Source organism: Pseudomonas asiatica (assembly GCF_009932335.1).
Lineage (GTDB): Bacteria > Pseudomonadota > Gammaproteobacteria > Pseudomonadales > Pseudomonadaceae > Aquipseudomonas > Aquipseudomonas asiatica.
The window spans coordinates 416,894-436,554 of sequence record NZ_BLJF01000002.1 but is presented as its reverse complement, the minus strand read 5'-3'; the positions used below and the strand labels follow the sequence as shown (position 1 = coordinate 436,554).

Here is a 19,661-nt window from a genome sequence, read left to right as displayed (position 1 = left end):
AAAAAAGGGAGGGCCATGGTAGCGCATCCCACTGGCAAGACAAGCCAAAGGGGTTAACATCCATGGGAAATCTACCCGTGAAGGACTACCCCATGCACTACCGAGCGCTCGTCGTGCTGTGCTGCGCCGCCCTGCTCGCTGCCTGCGGCAGCGACAGGCCGAAGCCCGACACCCCTCCGGCACCCACGCCAGCCCGCACGGCCAAGCCGGCCACAGTACTGGGCCCGCTGCCGGCCTACCAGCGCGAGCTGAGCGGCACCTTGCTGGAAATCCCCGCCGGTGCCGACGTGGAGCTGGCCTTGCTGGTCATCGACGAACGCGACCGCCCACAACGCTTGCTGGCCAGCAGCAACCTGACCGGCACCGGCCAGGCCCTGCCCTACCAACTGCGCTTCAACCCCGAGGCCTTCCCCGCTGGTGCCCGGGTCGAGCTGCGCGGCCGCGCCAGCAGCTCTGGCCAGCTGATCATGCACCTGCCGCCGGTGCGCATTACCCAGGCCCAGACCCAGGCCACCGGTCCGCTGCGTTTCGAGAAGGCGCCGTAAGTGGCGCCAGTCTCCCTACAACAGCCCCTGCAACAAGCCCTCAGCGGCCTGATCGGCGAAGCGCGTCTTGTCGTCAGCGAGCTACCCGGCTGCGACCTCAAGCTGTGGCTGATCGACGACCAGAACATGGACCGCGCCTTCAGTAGCGAGGAGACTCGGCGCATTCTTGAAGATCCGCCCTACTGGAGCTTCTGTTGGGCCAGCGGCCTGGCCATGGCCCGTTATCTGGCCGAGCACCCGGAATGGGTAGCCGGCAAGCGCGTGCTGGATTTTGGCGCCGGCTCCGGTATCGCCGGTATTGCCGCCGCCCGCGCCGGTGCGCTGGAAGTGGTGGCCTGCGACCTCGACCCGTTGGCACTCGATGCCTGCCGCGCGAATGCCGCGCTGAACGGGGTGGAACTGGGTTACAGCAGCGATTTCTTCGCCGAAGACGATCGCTTCGACCTGATCCTGGTTGCTGACGTGCTGTACGACCGCGCCAACCTGCCGCTGCTGGATGCCTTCCTCGGCCGCGGGCGCCAGGCGCTGGTGGCCGACTCGCGGGTACGCGACTTCAGCCACCCGCTGTACCAGCAGCTGGGTGTGCTGGAAGCGCTGACCCTGCCGGACCTGGCCGAGCCGCACGAATTCCGCCGGGTCAGCCTGTACCACGCCAGCCGCGACACCTTATAGTGGTGTTATCCACGAGTTTGCGAGAGTCGCGATGACCCAAGACACGCCTTACATTTTCGACGCTACCGATGCCACCTTCCAGCAACTGGTTATCGAGAACTCCTTCCACAAACCGGTGCTGGTGGATTTCTGGGCCGAGTGGTGTGCGCCGTGCAAGGCACTGATGCCGCTGCTGGCGAAGATCACCGAGGGTTACCAGGGCGAGTTGCTGCTGGCCAAGATCAACTGTGACGTGGAGCAACAGGTAGTTGCCCAGTTCGGCATCCGCAGCCTGCCGACCGTGGTGCTGTTCAAGGACGGCCAGCCGGTGGACGGTTTTGCCGGTGCGCAGCCGGAATCGGCGATCCGCGCCATGCTCGAGCCGCACGTGCAACTGCCTGCCGCGCCCACCGCCTCGCCGCTGGAGCAGGCCAAGGGACTGTTTGCCGAAAGCCGTTTTGCCGAGGCCGAAGCGCTGTTGCAGGCGCTGCTGGGTGAGGACAACAGCAATGCCGAGGCACTGATCCTGTATGCCCGTTGCCTGGCCGAGCGCGGGGAGCTGGGTGAGGCCCAGGTGGTGCTGGATGCGGTCAAGACTGACGAGCACAAAGCTGCACTGGCCGGTGCCAAGGCACAACTGACCTTCCTGCGCCAGGCCGCCAGTCTGCCGGAAGTGGCTGACCTGAAAAGCCGCTTGGCGCAGAACCCGCAGGATGATGAAGCGGCTTATCAGCTGAGCGTGCAGCAGTTGGCGCGCCAGCAGTATGAAGCGGCGCTGGAAGGGTTGTTGAAGCTGTTCCAGCGTAACCGTGGTTATGAGAACGGGCTGCCGCAGAAGGCGTTGCTGCAGGTGTTCGAGCTGCTGGGCGGTGATCACCCGCTGGTCGGCGTGTATCGTCGCAAGTTGTCGGCGGCGATGTTCTGACAATGCCGGGGCCGCTTTGCGGCCCATTCGCAGCACAAGGCTGCTCCTACACCACGTGTTGCGCAGTCCCTGTAGGAGCAGCCTTGTGCTGCGAATGGGCTGCAAAGCAGCCCCCAAAATCCTGAAAGCCTTCACCCAACCCAGTGATACACCGGCGCGTCCACGCCACTTTCCACCTTGACTTCACTGCTATGCCGCAAGCGCACCAGCAGCCGCTTACCCGCCGCCGTACTTCCCGCCAGCCCTTCGAGCCGATCCAGCAATTCCGGCCCGCTCATCTGCCCCGCCAGGCGCAACACCTCACGCGCCGCAGTCCATTGCCCGTCATCCTGACGCGTTGTCGCCACGGTTTCGGTTGCTGCGGTCTGCGCCACTGCGGGCAATTCGATCTGCCGCCCCAGTTGTGCCCACTCTTCAGGCGCCAGCTCGATGGTCAGGTCCACAGGCCAATCACCAATCTGTCCACGAATTCTCATGCTGCATTCCCTGAACCCAAGTCTAATGCCGCCATCCTACCCCAACATGAAACCTGCGCCACGCAGGCTGGCAGCACGGGGAAAAGCTGTTATAACATAACCCAATCTTCTTGCCCGCTCCGGAGTCATCCATGCGTCGCCTGTTGCTTGCCCTGCCCTTCGCCTTGCTGCCACTGGCCGTGGCCCATGCCCACGATGATGACCACAATCACGACCACGCCCACGGCACCCTCGGCGCCCACGAGCATGGCGTGGCCAAGCTCAATGCCGTGCTCGATGGCAACACTCTGGAGCTGGAGTTGGACAGCCCGGCAATGAATCTGGTCGGCTTCGAACACGCTGCCAACAGCGACGCCGACAAGGCCAAGGTCGCGGCGGTGCGCCAGCAGCTGGAGCAGCCACTGAAGCTGTTCGGCCTGCCCGCCGCTGCCGGTTGCAAGGAAGACCAGCAGGAACTGGAAAGCCCGCTGTTCGGTGATGCCCCGAAAGCCGACGACGATGGTGACGACCACGAGCACAGCCACCAGCACAGCGACATCGGCGCCCATTACCAGCTGACCTGCGCCAACCCCGACAAACTGGCGCAGGTGGACCTCGCTCCGCTGTTCAAGGCGTTCCCGGCTACCCAGAAAATCACCGTTCAACTGATCGGCCCCAATGGCCAGAAAGGCGCGGAAGCCACGCCAGCCAAGGCTGCGGTCGTGTTCTGAATGCGCCAGCCGTTGATCGAACTGCATGACCTGGTCTTCGCCTGGCCCGGACAGCCGGCGCTGCTGGATATTCCGGCATTCCGCCTGGAAGCTGGCGAAGCCCTGTTTCTCAAGGGCCCCAGCGGCAGTGGCAAGACCACATTGCTGGGCCTGCTGGGCGGGGTGAACGTACCGGGCCAGGGCCGCATCCAGTTGCTCGGCCAAGACCTCTGCCGTCTGGGCCAGGGCGCCCGTGACCGCTTCCGGGTCGACCACACCGGTTATATCTTCCAGCAGTTCAACCTGCTGCCGTTCTTCTCGGTGCGCGAAAACGTCGAGCTGCCCTGCCGCTTCTCGCGCAGCCGCAAGGCCCGCGCCGAGCAGCGCCATGGCAGTGTCGACCAGGCAGCCAGCACCTTGCTGGCCCACCTGGGCCTGGACGACCCCGCCCTGCTCGCCCGCCGCGCCGACAGCCTGTCGATCGGCCAGCAGCAACGGGTTGCTGCCGCCCGCGCACTGATCGGCCAACCCGAACTGGTGATCGCCGACGAACCGACCTCGGCGCTGGATGCCGACACCCGCGAAGCGTTCATCCGCCTGCTGTTCGATGAATGCCGCGCCGCCGGTGCCAGCCTGCTGTTCGTCAGCCACGACCAAAGCCTGGCGCCGCTGTTCGACCGCCACCTGTCGCTGGCCGAACTCAACCGCGCCGCCAAGCCCCGGGAGGCCTGATGTACCTGCTCCGCCTTGCCTTGGCCAGCCTGGCCAACCGCCGCTTCACCGCATTCCTCACCGCCTTCGCCATCGCCCTGTCGGTGTGCCTGCTGCTGGCCGTTGAGCGGGTCCGTACCGAGGCCCGGGCCAGCTTCGCCAGCACCATAAGCGGTACCGACCTGATCGTCGGCGCCCGCTCCGGCTCGGTGAACCTGCTGTTGTACTCGGTGTTCCGCATCGGCAACGCCACCAACAATATCCGTTGGGACAGCTATGAGCACTACGCCAAGGACCCGCGGGTGAAATGGACCATCCCCATCTCGCTGGGCGACTCGCACCGTGGTTATCGGGTGATGGGCACTACCGGCGACTACTTCAGCCATTACCAGTACGGCCGCCGCCAGCACCTGGAATTGAGCCAGGGCCGCGCGTTTGCCGATGATCCGTTCGAGGTGGTGCTGGGTGCCGAAGTGGCCGAGGCGTTGCACTACAAACTGGGCGACAAGCTGGTGCTTGCCCACGGCGTGGCCGCGATCAGCCTGGTCAAGCACGACGACAAGCCGTTCACCGTGGTCGGAGTGCTCAAGCGCACCGGCACACCGGTCGACCGCACGCTGCATATCAGCCTGGGCGGCATGGAAGCCATCCACATCGACTGGCACAACGGGGTGCCGGCCCGTGGCGCCGGGCGTATCAGCGCCGAGCAGGCACGGACCATGGACCTGCAGCCTGCCGCCATCACTGCGTTCATGCTCGGCCTGAACAGCAAGATCGCGACATTCAGCCTGCAGCGGGAGATCAATGAATACCGCAGCGAGCCGTTGCTGGCGATCCTGCCCGGGGTAGCCCTGCAGGAGCTGTGGAGCCTGATGGGCACCGCGGAGCAGGCGTTGTTCGTGGTGTCGCTGTTCGTGGTGCTGACCGGCCTGATCGGCATGCTTACGGCGATTCTCACCAGCCTCAATGAACGCCGTAGGGAGATGGCGATATTGCGCTCGGTTGGTGCCAGGCCGTGGCATATCGCAGGGCTGCTGGTGCTGGAGGCACTGTCGCTGGCGGCGGTCGGGATCGCTGCAGGGCTTGGCTTGCTGTATGCGGGAATCGCCTTGGCACAAGGGTATGTGCAGGCCAACTATGGTTTGTACTTGCCGCTGGCCATGCCGAGTGCTCATGAATGGACGTTGCTGGCTATCATCCTGGGAGCTGCGCTGTTGATGGGCAGCGTACCGGCGTGGCGGGCCTATCGGCAGTCGTTGGCCGATGGCTTGTCCATTCACCTCTGAGGGCGTGCAATGATCCAATACCTCACGGCCTTCTTCGCGGGTGAACCCGCGAAGAGGCCAGTACAGGCAGTACAACTACTACTGGTCATGCTGCTTTCGCTGGCATCGCCCATCTGGGCCTCGGAACCCCGCGAACTTGACTGGCCCGCCCTCATCCCCGAAGGCGCCCCGGTCATCCCGCCCCAACTCGCGCCGTTGCACGACATGTCGCAGCTCAGCAACGCCCTGTCCGCCGAGTCCGCCCCACCGGCGCGCCAGCAGGCCCCCGATGCTCCAGTGGTAAAAAGCCTCGACGGCCAGCAGATCAAACTGCCCGGCTACATCGTGCCGCTGGAGGTGAGCGAAGAAGGCCGCACCACCGAATTCCTGCTGGTCCCCTACTACGGCGCGTGCATCCACGTGCCACCGCCACCGTCGAACCAGATCGTGCACATCTTCAGTGAAATGGGCGTTCGCGTAGAAGACCTCTACCAGCCCTACTGGATCGAGGGGAAGCTGCAGGTTAGAGCCTCCAGCAGCGAACTGGCCGATGCCGGCTACCAGATGGAAGCCGAGAAAATATACGCTTATGAGCTGAGATGAGAACTGTTTCGAATTCGTGACGACGCTTCTTTGAGCTGGGTCAAACTTTCTGTTTAACGGCATCCGTACCATTGGACTACTCGATTACTCACGTCCTCTGGGAGCTTCCATGAACAAGTCCTTGCTCAGCGCCGCCCTCGCGGCCCTGGCGCTCGCTGCCCCTGTCGCCCACGCCCACCAGGCGGGTGATGTCATCGTCCGTGCCGGTGCCATCACCGTTGCCCCCAACGAAAGCAGCGGCGACCTGAAATTCGACGGCAGCAAGGTATCGGGCACCAAGGCGACCTTGGACAGCGACACCCAACTGGGCCTGACCTTCGCCTACATGCTCACCGACCATGTCGGCCTCGAGTTGCTGGCGGCCACCCCGTTCAAGCACACCGTCGGCGTCAAAGGTCTGGGCGGCGGCCTGGACGGCAAGTTGGCCGATATCAAGCAACTGCCACCGACCCTGTCGTTGCAGTACTACCCGATGGAACCAACTTCCAAGTTCCAGCCGTATGCCGGCGTCGGCATCAACTACACCCTGTTCTTCGATGAGGACCTCAGTAGTGCACGCAAGCAGCAGGGCTTCAGCAACCTGAAGCTGCAAGACTCGGTCGGCATCGCCGGTCAGCTGGGCATGGACTACATGATCACCGACAACCTGCTGGTCAACGCTTCGGTCTGGTACATCGACATCGACACCAAGGCCAGCGTCGACGGCCCGTCCGCACTGGGCTACAGCAAGACCAAAGTCGACGTCGATGTCGACCCATGGGTGTACATGGTCGGCCTTGGCTACAAGTTCTGACCTGAACACTGCAGGGCGGCTTCGGCCGCCCTCGCGCGTTGCAGCCATAACCAGTACCCCAGCGCGACCGCGCTGATGCCCATCCCGAGCCCACACACCGCTGCCCAACCCCAATGGGCATACACCCAACTCGCCAGCACTGCCCCCACTCCACTGCCAAGCGAATAGCAGCACATGTAGGCGCCGATCAAACGGCTGGCCATTGCGCCACGCCCGGCCAGCAGCAGGCTCTGGTTGGTGACATGCACCGCCTGCACGGCAAAGTCCAGCATCAGCACACCCAACCCGAAGGCCATCAGTGAATGCCCGACGAAGGCCGTGGGCAGCCATGACAGCACAAGCAGAATCAGCGCTACCCCGGTGGTGCGCTCCCCCAGCCCCTGGTCGGCCAGGCGACCGGCGCGCGCTGCCGCCAATGTGCCGGCAACACCCGCCAGGCCGAATAGACCGATCGCGGTATGGCTCAGCGCCAGTGGCTCGGCACTCAGGGGCATGACCATGGCACTCCAGAGCACGCTGAACGCAGCGAAGATCAACACGCCGAACAACCCGCGCTGACGTAGCAGCCGGTCGTGCCGGTACAGCCTGAACTGGGCAACGATCAGCGCCCGGTAGCCAGACCGCAGCGACACCGGTTGCCCCACGGGCAGGCTGCGCCACAGCACCAGGGCCAGCAGTATCAACAACCCTGCGGTAATCAGGTACACGCTGCGCCAGCCAGCCAGGTCGGCAAGCCCGCCCGAGACCAGCCGCGCCAGCAAAATGCCCAGCACTATGCCGCTGGTGACGGTGCCCACGGCCTGCCCCTGCTGGCCGGGGTCGGCAAGGCTCGCTGCATGCGCCACCATCACCTGCACCATGACCGCCATCAGCCCGGTGATAGCCAGGGCCAGCAGCAATAGCGCCCAGTTGGGCGCCATGCCTACCCCAACCAGCGCCAGGGCCGAGAACAGCAACTGCCCGAGCAGCAGGCGCTTGCGGTCGATCAGGTCACCCAGCGGCACGATCAGCAACAACCCCAGGGCGTAGCCCGCCTGGGTCGCGCCAACTACCCAACCGATCTGCTGCTGCGCCACGCCAAGGTCAGCGGCCATCGACTCGAGCAGAGGCTGGGCGAAATACACTGTCGCCACAGCCATGGCGCTGGTAATGGCCAGCAGCAGGGTTATCCAGCGTGTAAGTGCAGGGTTCATCGGGCTGGTCTCGTCAATCTGGTTTCGAATTGAAACCACATGCTGGCTATTTAGCAAATGTAGTTTTAATCTGCAACCAGATGATCACGAAAGGCCCCGTCCATGCTCGATGAAAACAATGCGCAATGCCCCGTAGCCCGGGCGCTGGAGGTACTGGGAGACCGCTGGGCGCTGATGATCCTGCGCGACGCATTCGATGGGCTGCGGCGCTTCAGTGAATTCCAGAAGAACCTGGGGCTGGCGAAGAACATCCTCGCCTCACGGCTGAAGTGGCTGGTGGAGAGTGGGCTGCTGACGATGCAGCCGGCGTCGGATGGCAGTGCCTACAAGGAGTATGTGCTGACCGAGAAAGGGCGATCGGTGTTCCCGGTGGTGGTTGGCTTGAGGCAGTGGGGGGAGCGGTTTCTGTTCGAGGCGGGCGAGGTGCGTTCGGAGTTGGTGGATGGTGATACGGGGCAGGCGCTGGAAACACTGCAGGTGCGGGCCCGGGATGGGCGGGTGCTGGCGGCAGGGGATTGCCTGCGAAAAGTGGTGCGGCATGAGTGATTCTGGGGCTGCTGCGCAGCCCATCGCCGGCAAGCCAGCTCCCACCGGGACCGCGTACTCGCTCTCGGGGAGCTGGCTTGCCGGCGATAGGGGCGCAAAGCGCCCCCAAGCAATTCAGCCCTTGCCCAGAAGCCGCGACAAGCCCTCGACCATCGGCGTCGCCTGCGGAAACTCGAACCGCGCCAACAAGCGCTGGTTATCCGCCCGCGAATGGCGAATGTCACCCGAACGTGCCGCCACATAGCTGACCGCCGGCAAGCTACCCACCACCTTCTCAAGCGCTGCCAGCAGCTGGTTAAGCGATGTGGCCTGGTTGAGGCCGATATTCACCGCGCCCTCCTCGACCTGCGGCTGCTCCAGCGCCTGCACCATCACCTGCACCAGGTCGCCCACGTAAAGGAAGTCCCGGGTCTGCTCACCATCACCGAATACGGTAATCGGCAAACCCTGCACAGCACGTTGGGAGAAGATGCTGATCACCCCGGAATACGGCGAGGACGGGTCCTGGCGCGGCCCGAAGATATTGAAGAAGCGGAACACCACCGGCTCCAGGCCATGCTGACGACGGTAGAAGTCCAGGTACTGCTCACTGGCCAGCTTGTCCACGGCATAGGGGGTCAGCGGCGCCTTGGGAGTGTCTTCGGCAATCGACTCGCCTTCACCATTGTTGCCATACACCGCCGCACTGGAGGCGAACAGCACCCGGCGCAGCCCATGCACGCGCATGGCTTCGCACACGTTGAGGGTACCGATGAAATTGCTCTGGTGGGTCCGCACCGGGTCCTCGACCGAGGCCTGCACCGAGGCCACCGCAGCCAGGTGCACCACGGCACTGCAGCCAGCCGTAACCTGCGTAACCAGCTCGGCATCGGCGACATCGCCTTCAACCAGTTCCAGCCGAGGGTGGCCAACCTGCAGGTTGCCCCGCTGGCCAGTGGAGAAATCGTCGAGAATGCGTACGGCGTAGCCTTTCTCCAACAACGCATCGCACAGGTGGGAGCCAATAAAGCCGGCACCGCCGGTGATCAGGATGGGGGCGTCAGCCATGGCGGTAGAACCGGTCCAGTAGAGGCGGCAAGCCGGCGCGCCAGGCGCGCGGCTTGATGCCGAAGGTATGAAGGATTTTCTTGCAGGCCAGTACCGCGTGCTGCGGCTCTTCGCTGGCATCCGGCCGTGCGGCATGTGCCTGCGGCGTCGGCGCCTGCACGGCCAGCTGCCGGTACTGGCCTGCCTCGGCGAGGATCGCCTGGCCCAGCGCCAGCGGCGTGGTCGCCTCGTTGCCGGCGTAATGGTAGGTGCCCCACAGCGGCGCACTGCAATCGAGTTGTTTGAGCACCGACAGGATCACCCGGGCGGCGTCGTCGACCGGCGTAGGGTTGCCACGCCGGTCATCGGCCAGCAGCAGCTCCTGGGGTTGCTCGGCGCGGGTAAGGAAGCGGCCCAACGCCCCGTCGATGCTTTCGTCGAGCAGCCAACCAAAGCGCAACAGCACGTGTTGCGGGCAAGCCGCGCGAACGCTCTGCTCGAAACGCCACAGGGCCTGGCCACGCAGGCCCAGCGGTACCGGCTCGTCCTTTTCGCTGTAGGCCGTGGCCCGAGAACCATCGAACACCCGGTAGCTGGATGGCTGAACCAGGGTGATCTGGTGGTGCTGGCACAGCTCTGCCAACCGCTCCACAGCCCGCTCCTGCTGGGCCAGGCGCTGCTCACTGACCGACTCGGCCTGGAACCAGTCGAAGTAATAGGCCAGGTTGACCAGTGCATCGGGACGATGATCGTCGAGCAGCTGGGTGAGGCTGGCCGGCGTCCAGCCGTTCTCGGGTGGACGCGGAGCCAGGAATGCGATGTCCTCCTCGGCCCCAAGACGAATCAGCGCTTGCCCGAGGGCATTGCCACCACCCAACAGCATTAGGCGCATACGCATAGAGTCAGCAGATCCGGAGAGGTTGATTGAAGGAAAGGGGTCATTTTGCGGTTTCCGGGCGGGGAAGTCCAACACCGGACCCGTTCGATGCCACAGGCGGTAGTGATTTCAAAGTTTCACCGTTCAATACCGCAACACGCAGAAATCTCCTACGACATACCAGGAACGAGCTGACTTCCGCGCAACAGCACAACCGCATTGAATAGTTGACTCCCCCACTTGCCAGCCGGGGAGCTTCACAAAAACAAGTACAGGGAACGTTCAATGCCTCATTCAGAAGCTGCATACCTGGATTTCAGCCCGGAGCAAAGCAAAGCCATAGCCTTTGCAAGCCAGACCATTGCTGACCTGGGTGGCCCAGAGGCCAAAGGAGTAGCACTTCAGGCTCGTATATTCGCCGATCAACTCGAGCAAGCCTTGAGTGTGGAACAGCGTGGGCTGCTACAACGCTTCAGTGAAGGCCATCTATCTGCCTTGATGTACAGACATATGCCTTGTGCCGACGAGCCAATACCAGAATATCTGCCCCACATTTCCACCCTGGCGCAAAACCCACGCTGCCAATACCTTGCCTCACGCAATCAACTGCTGCTGGAGCTCGTGCGCCACCGCAGTTTCGCCTTCGATATAGATAACGAGGGTAAGCAGGTTCGCCTGGTGGGCAACTTCAAGGGCGGTGGCCGCATTCCGCGACTCGACGAAGATCCCTGCCTGAAAGTTGAAACCAGCTCGCATGCGGGCTTGCGCTTGGGGCCACACACTGAAGCGCCTTACAACTGCTCGACAATTTCCAGCAACGCTCACTCCCCTGCTCCCTCTGCACTGATTCTGACTGCGCGCTGGAACCCCGCCAATGAACCTACGCATGTCTTCCCGCTCCAGGGAATCATTGAACGCTTGGGTAGCATGGGCACACTTGCACTGACTTCAGCGTCTTTCGACTTCACCCGCAGTGACTGCTTCGGTCACGGGCAAGGCAATGCAGGCAAAGCAGTTTCAATACTGCAATTCGAGCCAAATGGTGGTTTCTCTGTTCGTTACAATAGCTATCGCTTCAGTCTGAATGACCGCGCCTGCAGCGCTGCTGCGCGCGCTTTCGACTCCTTTCAAAAAATACTGGATACCACACAACCGTTGGCGTTTGTCCTGCAGCCTGACACCGCACTGCTGATCAACAACAGCCGAGCCTTGCACGGCCGCGACATGGTTCAGGACAACCGGCGCCTGCTTATCCGTCAATTCGGATATTCCCCCTTTGCCGAACCGCTGGTGCTCGCTGAAGACCCGCTGCTGGTGCGTGGCTGATCATAGGAAAACACTCAATGATCGAATTAGATTTAACGCTTGTTCTGACCCTCGCACTGGTGGCACTGATGGCCGGCTTTTTCGATGCTATCGCCGGTGGCGGGGGCCTGATCACGCTCCCGGTGTTGTTCATTGCCGGTATCGAACCCTTGGCGGCAATTGCCACCAACAAGTTCCAGGCGGCTTCGGCTACGGTTTCGGCTACGTGCGCCTTCGCCCGCAAAGGCATGATCGACTGGAGACAAGGCAGTCCAATGGCTGTCATGTCGTTTATCGGAGGGGCGTTGGGTGCCTTGTCGATAACTTACGTGCCCAAAAGCGTTCTGCAGGCGTGCGTTCCACCTCTGCTGATCCTGATAGCCGCCTACTTTGCCTTCAGTCCAAAGCCGAATGAACAAGCGCGCAAGGCAAAGATATCGACCAGCCTGTTCTGCATTACGGTTGCACCAATCATTGGCTTTTATGACGGGATCTTCGGCCCTGGCGTAGGCTCGTTCTTCATGCTGGCCTGCGTGATCCTCTTGGGCCAGCACTTGATACAAGCCGTGTGCACCAGCAAGCTATTGAACGCAGCCTGTAATCTGGGCGCGTTGTCAGTCTTTTCACTGAGCGGGGCGATCATCTGGCCGCTGGCACTGGCGATGGCATTCGCTGCTTTTGTGGGGGCTCAACTGGGCGCACGCTGCGCAGTACACTTTGGCCCCCGTCTGATCAAGCCATTGCTGGTCTGTGTTTGCTGCATCATGGCAATCAAGTTGCTGCTCGACCCAGGCAACCCTGTTGGCGAGTGGTTACATCAACTTGTTCTCTGAAAAAAGCATCACTCGATTTCGAACAGACTGTTACGCAACGGCCCCACGCTAAGGCGCTCACGCACATCGTCATCTATGCGTGGGTCATCCGGCTGGTACAGTTTTACCTGCCGGTAGACATTGATGCGATTGATCTCCTCTCCCAGGTAGTCCCACACAACCCGAGTGCAGGCCGGGTTGCGCCGGTCTCCGCTGGATACGCCGGCCTTCAGGCCGTTGAGGCGGGTAATGCGGCTCTTGAAACTGGGGATGAGGATAGTCTGGCTCATCTCGTTGAACGTCAGCGACTCGTAATCGACCAGGAACATCCGGTCCTGCAGTTGGAACGCCGCTCCCAGATAGCGGCAACGCACCTCGGCATGGGGGTTGGTGGCGCTGGAACGCTCCTGGCGTTCCTGGCGTTCGAAAAGGAACTGCCCGCGCTCCTCCCACAGGTGCACCAATGACACCAGGACCGTGCCCGGAACCGACATGCAGTTGGAATATTCCAGGTAGTAACCGCAATAGCGCGACAGGTTCCCCGCATGGGCGTGCAACGGACGGAACAGATCACTGATCGGGTCGCCAGGCTGCTCGGCCGGGGTCGACACGCGAGCACCGATCAGGCGGCTGAACTGCTCGGGTGGCAAATTCAATTCGTAATCTTCGACCCCGAAGAAATCGCCGATGCGCTTGAGGTTGTAGGCCGTCGGGCGGCTTTGCCCACTCAGGTACTTGTTGAACTGTGCGCGGTTGATCGACAGCTGGCGGCAAACTTCGGAGATAGAGCGGTAGTGGCTGCAGGCCAGTTTGAGGTTGGTAGCGAAATGATCGCTCATGACTCGGGACTCAGGTGACGCGAATGGCGCAATTGTAGCATCAAGTTGCACCAAATCAGAGCAACCCGCGAAATTGTAACCGCTCTTGTCATAGCCAACCATGCGCCCCACGAATAGCGGTGCGCCTGCCGTCCGCTGATCTTTCCACACGAACAATAAGAATCGAGGTCATTTTCCAATGCTCGAAGTACTCAACGATTTCCTCTCGGGGAAACTTCTCATTGTGCTGATCGTAGGGCTGGGTAGCTACTTCACTATCCGCTCCCGGTTCGTCCAGTTCCGCCACTTCGGCCACATGTTCGGTGTGTTCAAGGAATCGCTGCGTGGCCAGGCAGGCCAGCTGAGCTCCTTCCAGGCCCTGATGCTGAGCCTGGCTGGCCGCGTTGGTGCCGGTAACATCGCCGGTGTCGGCATTGCCGTGACCCTGGGTGGCCCAGGCGCCGTGTTCTGGATGTGGGTCACCGCACTGGTGGGTATGTCCAGCAGCTTCTTCGAATGCACCCTGGCCCAGGTCTACAAGCGCGCCGATGGCGACGGCCTGTACCGTGGTGGCCCGGCGTACTACATCCAGCACGGCCTGAAGCTGAAAAGCATGGCCATCGTGTTCTCGGTCCTGCTGCTGGTCACCTACGGCTTCGCCTTCATCGGCCTGCAGTCGTACACCGTGACTCACTCGCTGCAGAACGCCTTCGCCTTCGACCCCAAGCACACCGGCATCGTCCTCGCCGTGCTGCTGGCCATCACCTTCATCGGCGGCATCAAGCGCATCGCCGCGGTGTCGGACCTGCTGGTACCGGTCAAGACCCTGGCGTACATCGGCGTGACCCTGTACGTGATCGGCACCCAGATCGAGCACGTGCCAGCCATGCTGGAAACCATCTTCAAGAGTGCCTTCGGCCTCGACCCGGCGTTCGGCGGCCTGCTCGGCAGTGCCATCGTCATGGGCGTGAAGCGTGGTGTGTTCGCCAACGAAGCGGGCCTGGGCAGTGCGCCAAACGTCGCAGCCGTGGCCGCCGTGAAACACCCGGGTGCGCAGGGCGTTGTCCAGGCATTCAGCGTGTTCCTCGACACCTTCGTGATCTGCACCTGCACCGCGTTGCTGATCCTGTTGTCGGGCTTCTACACCCCGGGCTTCGAAGGTGACGGCATCGTCCTGACCCAGAACTCGCTGGCCGCCGTGGTTGGTGACTGGGGCCGCGTGTTCGTCAGCGTGGCACTGTCGCTGTTCGTGTTCACCTGCATCCTCTACAACTACTACCTGGGCGAGAACAGCCTGCAGTTCCTCAGCCGCAATCGTGTGGTACTGATGGTATTCCGTGGCCTGGTACTGGCGCTGGTTGTATGGGGCTCGTTGCAGGACCTGTCGACTGTGTTCGCCTTTGCCGATATCACCATGACCTGCCTGGCCTTCGTCAACCTGGTGGCCCTGGCCCTGCTGTTCAAGGTCGGCCTGCGGGTGATGCGCGACTACGACGACCAGCGCAAGGCGGGCGTCGACCAACCGGTGTTCGACTCGGCCAAGTTTGCCGACCTGGACCTGGATCGCAATGCCTGGCCTGCCAATCCGCAGGCGGAAACAGCCACTGACAAAGCAGTCGGCGAAGTCCAGACGCAGCGCTGATATTCTCCCCTGCCAGCCGCCCCGTCCGTGGGCGGCTTACCTTCTTCCGCTCACCGCTACGGATACTTCCCATGCGAGCAGTAAAGAATCTCCTCGTGCTCTATACCGGGGGCACCATCGGCATGCTCGAAACCCCCGAAGGCCTGGCGCCGGCCGGTGGCTTCGAAGCACGCATGCGCGAACACTTTGCCCAGTTGGCCGATGCACCCCAGGTGCAATGGACCTTGCAGGAACTGAACCCGCTGCTCGACAGCGCCAACATGCAACAGCACAACTGGCTGGCGATGCGCGATGCAATCGTCGCAGCGGTAGAGGTGGCTGGCCATGATGGCGTGCTCGTACTGCATGGTACCGACAGCCTGGCCTACAGCGCCGCGGCGTTGTCGTTCCTGCTGCTGGGCCTGCCGGTGCCAGTGCTGCTGACCGGCTCGATGCTGCCTGCAGGTAGCGCGGACAGCGACGCCTGGGGCAACTTGTGCGGCGCACTGCGCCAGTTCGAACAAGGGCTGGAAGATGGCGTGCAACTGTACTTCCATGGGCAGCTGCTGCATGGCTGCCGGGCGTCGAAGCTGCGCAGCGAGGCGTTCGATGCCTTTGCCGCGCTGCCGCGCCATCGTGACAGTGAGCGCGCAACGGCGATCCCTGCCGAGCTTGGCTACAAGCACCCGCGCCAGCCGGTCAACCTGGCGATAGTGCCGGTGTTCCCGGGCCTGCAGGCCGGGCACTTGCAGGCACTGCTGGGCAGCGGCGTGCAGGGTTTGCTGCTGGAGTGCTACGGCAGCGGTACCGGGCCGTCGGATGACCAGGCGTTGCTGGATGCGCTGAGCGCGGCACGCCAGCGGGGTGTGATGCTGGCAGCTATCAGCCAGTGCCCTGAGGGGTCGGTGGTGTTCGATACCTATGCGGCGGGTAACCGCTTGCGCGGGGCCGGGCTGGTCAGTGGCGGGGGCATGACCCGGGAGGCGGCGCTGGCCAAGATGGTTGCGTTGCTGGGGGCCGGGCTGGATGTCGACACGGCGGAGCGGTGGTTTGCCCTGGATCTGTGTGGGGAACGGGCCTGAGTGTTGCCTGGTCTGGCCCTATCGCCGGCAAGCCAGCTCCCACAGGGATAACACAAGGCCTGAGGCCTGTGGAGTACCTGTGGGAGCTGGCTTGCCGGCGATAGGGCCCTGACAGGCAAAGGAAAATGGCGGAAGGCAGCGGGAGTCGAACCTGCCCGGGAACGGCTGCCGTCCCCAACCGGGTTTGAAGCCCGGCCGCGCCACCGGGCGCGATTGCCTTCCTTGAACTCAGTGCCTGGCCTGCTGCTGGGCCAGGGCGCTGTCGGCGCGAATGTGACGCTGATCGGCCACCCTCCGGGTCAGGCCGATGCGGTCGAAGTACTCCAGAATCTGCACACTGCGCTTGCGACCGATGCCCAACATATCGCGAAACGCGGCAACCTGCACTATCGGCGTTTCACTGGCCTGCCCCAGCAGCAGCTCTGCCATGCGCTGTAGCGTCGCCTCGGGGTAGAACAGGTCGCGCACCACCTGGTGCACCAGGCCCAACCGGGCCAGCTTGCGCAGCAACAGGCGCACATCGGCTTCGGCACAATTTTCCTCGCTCGCCAGCGTCCGGACCCAGGGCGGATCGTATTGCCCCGCCAGCAACTTCGGTTGCAGACTCGCCCATAATGCACTGTCGGCTTCGCTCAACTGCACCTTGTGATCGGGCAGGTGCAGCCAAGGCCCGCTGCTGGCAATGGCGCCGTCTTCGAGCAACTCATCCAGCAGGCTGACAAAAGCGGGCCGCTCCAGCGGCAAGGCAGCAAAGCGGCGCAGGCGGTCGCGGTCCGGGCCGAGCTGGTCGGGCTCCTGTTCATGGAACCGCACCAACTGCTCCAGCACCTGGCGCTTGAGCGCCTGCCACCGGACACTGGCAAACAGCAGTTGGCCCTGCCGCGTGGCCACCACCAGCACATCTTCCGGCAACTGCCAGGTTTCGCGCAGGCGATTGAACTGCCGTTCCAGACGTTGCGGGTCGATCCCCCCGGGTGCGCTGGCAAGCAGTGCCGGCAAGGCCTGCTCCAGGTCCTCGGCATCACGCAGCACCTGCAATTGGCGCAGGCGCTCATCACTGCGACGCTGACGGCTTGGCGCGAACGGATCGAGTACCTTGCCGCCCCCCAGTGTGCGCTGGGCACGCTGATCGCGCAGCACCAAGCGGTCGCCGTGTACCGCCTGCAGCGGCGCGTTGAGCAGCAACTGGGCGAACATGCGCTGGCCTGCCACCAAGGTTTCACCCTCGAGCAAGGCTACCCGGGCCGTTACATCCTGGGTGCCCAGGTGCACGTGCACAGCGCTGAAATGCTCGAAGGTACGGGTCTCGCCCGGCAACAGGTTCAGCTCGATATCCACCCGCACGCTAGGCGCATGCAGCCACTCGGGCACCAGCCAGTCCCCCCGGCGCACCTGCTCCACCGCCAGGCGTTCGGCAGCAATGTTCAGTGCCACCCGCTGGCCCGCTTCGGCCACCAGTGCGGCCTGGTTCTGCGCATGCAGGCCACGCACCCGCACCGGTTTGCCGGCCTTGCCCAGTAACAAGGTGTCACCGGCACTGACCCGCCCGGCCAGCGCCGTGCCCGTGACCACCACACCCGCACCGGTAACGGCAAAGGCGCGGTCGACGGCCAGGCGGAAACCGCCGCGCACGCTGCGCTGGCACACGCGCTGTTGCGCGGCCAGCAAGGCCTGGCGCAAGGCATCGATACCTTCGCCGGTCACACTTGACAACGGAAACTGCCGCGCACCGGCATATGGGCCCGGCGCGAGAAGTTCGCTGACCTGTGCCTGCACTTCGGCCAGGCGGGCCGGCTCTACACGGTCGCATTTGCTGATCGCCACCAGGGCTTGTGGGATGCCCAGCAACTCGATGATCGCCAGGTGCTCGCGGGTTTGAGGCATCACCCCGTCGTCGGCCGCGACTACCAGCAGCACCAGATCGATACCATGGGCGCCGGCCAGCATGTTGTGGATAAAGCGCTCGTGACCGGGCACGTCGATGAAGCCGGTCAGCACTGCGCCCTCGGTCAACGCCGCATAGCGATAGCCAAGGTCGATGGTCATGCCACGGGCGCGCTCCTCCTGGCGCTGGTCACCGGCCTGGCCGGTCAGGGCCTGGAGCAGTGCGGTCTTGCCGTGGTCGATGTGGCCGGCGGTACCAACGATCACTGTACCGGCCCCAATTGCAGGGTGGGCAACTGAGCCAGCCACTGGGCCTCGTCATCCAGTTGGCGCAGGTCCAGCCACAGGGCGTCATCGTCGATTCGGCCGAGCACTGGCACGGGCAGACCGCGCAAGGCGCGCTCCAGTACATGCAGGCTGCGCCCGCGCAACTTCTTCGACACCTGCGGGCGCAGGCACAATGCCGCGCTTGGCAGGCGGGCCACCGGTTGGCTGCCACTGCCAATCATGCCCAACGCCGGCTCCACACTGACCGCCCATTGCTCGCCGAGCCGGGCTTTGATTTCAGGGGCCAGGCGCTCGGCCTGGGCCTGGATTTCGGCCTGACTGCGGGTCAGCAGGCGCAGGCTGGGCAGGCGCTCGGCCAGGCGGTCGGGGTTGCGGTACAACGCCAGCACCGCTTCGAGTGCGGCAAGGGTGATCTTGTCGACCCGCAGCGCGCGCTTGAGCGGGTTCTTCTTGATTCTGGCGATCAGCTCCTTGCGCCCGACGATGATTCCGGCTTGCGGCCCGCCCAGCAGTTTGTCGCCGCTGAAGGTGACGATATCGGCGCCGTCAGCCAGGGCCTGACGCACAGTAGGCTCGGCGGGCAGGCCCCAGCGGGTAAGGTCAAGCAGGCTGCCGCTGCCAAGGTCTTCAAGCAACGGCAAGTCATGTTGGTGGGCGATACGCGCCAGCTCGGCGGTGGGCACCTGGGTAGTGAAGCCCTGAATGCTGTAGTTGCTGCAATGCACCCGCATCAGCAGGCCCGTACGCGGGCTGATGGCGGCCTCGTAGTCACGGGCATGGGTGCGGTTGGTGGTGCCGACTTCGTGCAGCTTCACGCCGGCGCGGGCCATGATGTCGGGGATGCGGAAGGCACCGCCGATCTCGATCAGTTCACCGCGTGAGATGATCCCCTCCTTGCGCGCACCCAGGCTGTTGAGCGCCAGCAGCACGGCGGCGGCGTTGTTGTTGACCACGGTGACGGCTTCGGCGCCTGTCAGCTCGCGGATCAGGCCCTCGATCAGATCGTCACGGTCGCCGCGCTTGCCGGTGGCCAGGTCGAATTCCAGGTTGAGCGGGTAGCGGGCGGCGGTCTGCATGGCCTCGATGGCCTCCTCTGGCAACAGGGCGCGGCCGAGGTTGGTGTGCAACACGGTGCCGGTGAGGTTGAACACTCGGCGGACCTGGCTGCGTTGCTGGGTGGCCAAGCGTTCGCCAGTGCGGCCCAGCAGGACTTCAGCGGCCAGTTCGGCGGTGCTGAGCTGGCCGGTGCGGGCGGGGTCGCGCAGGTCGTCGAGCAGTTGCCGCAGGGTGGCGAGGACCGCGTCGCGACCGTGGCGGTCGATCAGCGGGAGGCAGGCTGGGTGGCGCAAAAGGGTGTCGATGGAGGGCAGGCGTGGGGTGTCGCTGGCTAGGCTGGAGGGCATGCGGTACTACCTTGGACTGATCCGTTGTCTGTACTGGCCTCTCGCGGGTAAACCCGCTCCTACAAGGGCCGCGCAAGCCTCAAAAGCTGCGCGGGCCCTGTGGGAGCGGGTTTACCCGCGAAGAAGGCGACTCGGTCTTACAGTGTAG

General features: G+C 63.6%; 20 protein-coding genes and 1 tRNA gene. 13 read left to right on the top strand and 8 right to left on the bottom strand.

Translation table 11 applies throughout. The features are described from left to right. Positions 1-92: 92 nt before the first annotated feature. The 3 genes from GYA95_RS21405 to trxA are packed head-to-tail and all read left to right on the top strand — an operon-like array spanning position 93 to position 2,121. The gene (locus GYA95_RS21405) at positions 93-545 is read left to right on the top strand and encodes a YbaY family lipoprotein (protein ID WP_015268774.1); all 453 of its coding nucleotides are present in this window, start codon (positions 93-95) and stop codon (positions 543-545) included. Further along, positions 546-1,217 carry a class I SAM-dependent methyltransferase gene (locus GYA95_RS21400; protein WP_003259339.1) on the top strand — a complete coding sequence of 224 codons (672 nt, stop codon included), beginning with the start codon at positions 546-548 and terminating at the stop codon, positions 1,215-1,217. 31 nt (positions 1,218-1,248) lie between these two features. Beyond that, positions 1,249-2,121 carry a thioredoxin gene (gene trxA / locus GYA95_RS21395; protein ID WP_013970670.1) on the top strand — a complete coding sequence of 291 codons (873 nt, stop codon included), beginning with the start codon at positions 1,249-1,251 and terminating at the stop codon, positions 2,119-2,121. 131 nt (positions 2,122-2,252) lie between these two features. Here trxA and GYA95_RS21390 read toward each other — a convergent pair whose 3' ends face one another. Beyond that, positions 2,253-2,597 (bottom strand): hypothetical protein, encoded by a 345-nt coding sequence (locus tag GYA95_RS21390; RefSeq protein WP_043935270.1) that lies wholly within the window; start codon positions 2,595-2,597, stop codon positions 2,253-2,255. A gap of 131 nt (positions 2,598-2,728) precedes the next feature. Between GYA95_RS21390 and GYA95_RS21385 the strand changes: the two genes are divergently transcribed. From GYA95_RS21385 to GYA95_RS21365, 5 genes are all read left to right on the top strand, one after another. Beyond that, complete coding sequence (locus GYA95_RS21385; protein WP_015268772.1) at positions 2,729-3,307, top strand: DUF2796 domain-containing protein; 579 nt, start codon at positions 2,729-2,731, stop codon at positions 3,305-3,307. After that, on the top strand, positions 3,308-4,018 hold the full coding sequence (locus tag GYA95_RS21380; protein WP_015268771.1) for an ABC transporter ATP-binding protein: 711 nt from the start codon (positions 3,308-3,310) through the stop codon (positions 4,016-4,018). Then, positions 4,018-5,283, top strand: coding sequence for an ABC transporter permease (locus GYA95_RS21375; RefSeq protein ID WP_161551490.1), 1,266 nt, complete (start codon positions 4,018-4,020; stop codon positions 5,281-5,283). The genes GYA95_RS21380 and GYA95_RS21375 overlap by 1 nt, the downstream gene beginning before the upstream one ends. Positions 5,284-5,292: 9 nt before the next feature. Then, positions 5,293-5,865: a DUF3299 domain-containing protein gene (locus GYA95_RS21370; RefSeq protein WP_043935268.1), complete on the top strand. Its 573-nt coding sequence runs from the start codon at positions 5,293-5,295 to the stop codon at positions 5,863-5,865. A gap of 109 nt (positions 5,866-5,974) precedes the next feature. Next, positions 5,975-6,658 (top strand): OmpW/AlkL family protein, encoded by a 684-nt coding sequence (locus GYA95_RS21365; RefSeq protein ID WP_015268768.1) that lies wholly within the window; start codon positions 5,975-5,977, stop codon positions 6,656-6,658. On the opposite strand, the gene GYA95_RS21360 is transcribed toward GYA95_RS21365, so the two are convergent. Continuing rightward, positions 6,646-7,851, bottom strand: a complete 1,206-nt coding sequence (locus tag GYA95_RS21360) for an MFS transporter (RefSeq protein ID WP_015268767.1) — start codon at positions 7,849-7,851, stop codon at positions 6,646-6,648. The two genes, GYA95_RS21365 and GYA95_RS21360, sit on opposite strands and share 13 nt — an antisense overlap. Before the next feature lie 102 nt (positions 7,852-7,953). Between GYA95_RS21360 and GYA95_RS21355 the strand changes: the two genes are divergently transcribed. Next, positions 7,954-8,397 carry a winged helix-turn-helix transcriptional regulator gene (locus GYA95_RS21355; protein WP_015268766.1) on the top strand — a complete coding sequence of 148 codons (444 nt, stop codon included), beginning with the start codon at positions 7,954-7,956 and terminating at the stop codon, positions 8,395-8,397. A 114-nt stretch (positions 8,398-8,511) separates the two neighbouring features. Here GYA95_RS21355 and GYA95_RS21350 read toward each other — a convergent pair whose 3' ends face one another. Together GYA95_RS21350 and GYA95_RS21345 are read right to left on the bottom strand one after the other, a co-directional pair. Next, complete coding sequence (locus tag GYA95_RS21350) at positions 8,512-9,444, bottom strand: NAD-dependent epimerase/dehydratase family protein (protein ID WP_015268765.1); 933 nt, start codon at positions 9,442-9,444, stop codon at positions 8,512-8,514. Then, positions 9,437-10,321, bottom strand: coding sequence for a sugar nucleotide-binding protein (locus GYA95_RS21345; RefSeq protein WP_015268764.1), 885 nt, complete (start codon positions 10,319-10,321; stop codon positions 9,437-9,439). Before GYA95_RS21345 ends, GYA95_RS21350 begins: the two co-directional genes overlap by 8 nt. Before the next feature lie 264 nt (positions 10,322-10,585). Here GYA95_RS21345 and GYA95_RS21340 point away from each other — a divergent pair, with 264 nt between their 5' ends. Both GYA95_RS21340 and GYA95_RS21335 read left to right on the top strand, forming a co-directional pair. Further along, positions 10,586-11,626: a Fe(II)-2OG oxygenase family protein gene (locus tag GYA95_RS21340; protein ID WP_043935265.1), complete on the top strand. Its 1,041-nt coding sequence runs from the start codon at positions 10,586-10,588 to the stop codon at positions 11,624-11,626. A 17-nt stretch (positions 11,627-11,643) separates the two neighbouring features. After that, positions 11,644-12,438, top strand: a complete 795-nt coding sequence (locus GYA95_RS21335; protein WP_013970658.1) for a TSUP family transporter — start codon at positions 11,644-11,646, stop codon at positions 12,436-12,438. An 8-nt stretch (positions 12,439-12,446) separates the two neighbouring features. Here the strand turns inward: GYA95_RS21335 and GYA95_RS21330 are convergent, their stop codons facing one another. Further along, positions 12,447-13,256, bottom strand: a complete 810-nt coding sequence (locus GYA95_RS21330; protein ID WP_015268762.1) for a helix-turn-helix domain-containing protein — start codon at positions 13,254-13,256, stop codon at positions 12,447-12,449. 178 nt (positions 13,257-13,434) lie between these two features. Between GYA95_RS21330 and GYA95_RS21325 the strand changes: the two genes are divergently transcribed. Together GYA95_RS21325 and GYA95_RS21320 are read left to right on the top strand one after the other, a co-directional pair. Further along, positions 13,435-14,877, top strand: coding sequence for an alanine/glycine:cation symporter family protein (locus GYA95_RS21325; RefSeq protein WP_013970656.1), 1,443 nt, complete (start codon positions 13,435-13,437; stop codon positions 14,875-14,877). A gap of 71 nt (positions 14,878-14,948) precedes the next feature. Beyond that, complete coding sequence (locus GYA95_RS21320; protein ID WP_015268761.1) at positions 14,949-15,938, top strand: asparaginase; 990 nt, start codon at positions 14,949-14,951, stop codon at positions 15,936-15,938. Positions 15,939-16,064: 126 nt separating this feature from the next. Here the strand turns inward: GYA95_RS21320 and GYA95_RS21315 are convergent. From GYA95_RS21315 to selA, 3 genes are all read right to left on the bottom strand, one after another. Next, positions 16,065-16,160, bottom strand: a tRNA-Sec gene (locus tag GYA95_RS21315). A 6-nt stretch (positions 16,161-16,166) separates the two neighbouring features. After that, the gene (gene selB, locus GYA95_RS21310; protein ID WP_015268760.1) at positions 16,167-18,089 is read right to left on the bottom strand and encodes a selenocysteine-specific translation elongation factor; all 1,923 of its coding nucleotides are present in this window, start codon (positions 18,087-18,089) and stop codon (positions 16,167-16,169) included. Then, positions 18,086-19,513, bottom strand: a complete 1,428-nt coding sequence (selA, locus tag GYA95_RS21305; protein ID WP_015268759.1) for an L-seryl-tRNA(Sec) selenium transferase — start codon at positions 19,511-19,513, stop codon at positions 18,086-18,088. Before selA ends, selB begins: the two co-directional genes overlap by 4 nt. Positions 19,514-19,661: the final 148 nt, after the last annotated feature.

Excerpts from the sequence above, each read along its gene's own strand:
- GYA95_RS21405 (WP_015268774.1), top strand. The coding sequence starts at position 93 with ATGCACTACCGAGCGCTCGTCGTGCTGTGCTGCGCCGCCCTGCTCGCT.
- trxA (WP_013970670.1), top strand. The coding sequence starts at position 1,249 with ATGACCCAAGACACGCCTTACATTTTCGACGCTACCGATGCCACCTTC.
- GYA95_RS21390 (WP_043935270.1), bottom strand. The coding sequence starts at position 2,597 with ATGAGAATTCGTGGACAGATTGGTGATTGGCCTGTGGACCTGACCATC.
- GYA95_RS21385 (WP_015268772.1), top strand. The coding sequence starts at position 2,729 with ATGCGTCGCCTGTTGCTTGCCCTGCCCTTCGCCTTGCTGCCACTGGCC.
- GYA95_RS21380 (WP_015268771.1), top strand. The coding sequence starts at position 3,308 with ATGCGCCAGCCGTTGATCGAACTGCATGACCTGGTCTTCGCCTGGCCC.
- GYA95_RS21375 (WP_161551490.1), top strand. The coding sequence starts at position 4,018 with ATGTACCTGCTCCGCCTTGCCTTGGCCAGCCTGGCCAACCGCCGCTTC.
- GYA95_RS21370 (WP_043935268.1), top strand. The coding sequence starts at position 5,293 with ATGATCCAATACCTCACGGCCTTCTTCGCGGGTGAACCCGCGAAGAGG.
- GYA95_RS21365 (WP_015268768.1), top strand. The coding sequence starts at position 5,975 with ATGAACAAGTCCTTGCTCAGCGCCGCCCTCGCGGCCCTGGCGCTCGCT.
- GYA95_RS21360 (WP_015268767.1), bottom strand. The coding sequence starts at position 7,851 with ATGAACCCTGCACTTACACGCTGGATAACCCTGCTGCTGGCCATTACC.
- GYA95_RS21355 (WP_015268766.1), top strand. The coding sequence starts at position 7,954 with ATGCTCGATGAAAACAATGCGCAATGCCCCGTAGCCCGGGCGCTGGAG.
- GYA95_RS21350 (WP_015268765.1), bottom strand. The coding sequence starts at position 9,444 with ATGGCTGACGCCCCCATCCTGATCACCGGCGGTGCCGGCTTTATTGGC.
- GYA95_RS21345 (WP_015268764.1), bottom strand. The coding sequence starts at position 10,321 with ATGCGTATGCGCCTAATGCTGTTGGGTGGTGGCAATGCCCTCGGGCAA.
- GYA95_RS21340 (WP_043935265.1), top strand. The coding sequence starts at position 10,586 with ATGCCTCATTCAGAAGCTGCATACCTGGATTTCAGCCCGGAGCAAAGC.
- GYA95_RS21335 (WP_013970658.1), top strand. The coding sequence starts at position 11,644 with ATGATCGAATTAGATTTAACGCTTGTTCTGACCCTCGCACTGGTGGCA.
- GYA95_RS21330 (WP_015268762.1), bottom strand. The coding sequence starts at position 13,256 with ATGAGCGATCATTTCGCTACCAACCTCAAACTGGCCTGCAGCCACTAC.
- GYA95_RS21325 (WP_013970656.1), top strand. The coding sequence starts at position 13,435 with ATGCTCGAAGTACTCAACGATTTCCTCTCGGGGAAACTTCTCATTGTG.
- GYA95_RS21320 (WP_015268761.1), top strand. The coding sequence starts at position 14,949 with ATGCGAGCAGTAAAGAATCTCCTCGTGCTCTATACCGGGGGCACCATC.
- selA (WP_015268759.1), bottom strand. The coding sequence starts at position 19,513 with ATGCCCTCCAGCCTAGCCAGCGACACCCCACGCCTGCCCTCCATCGAC.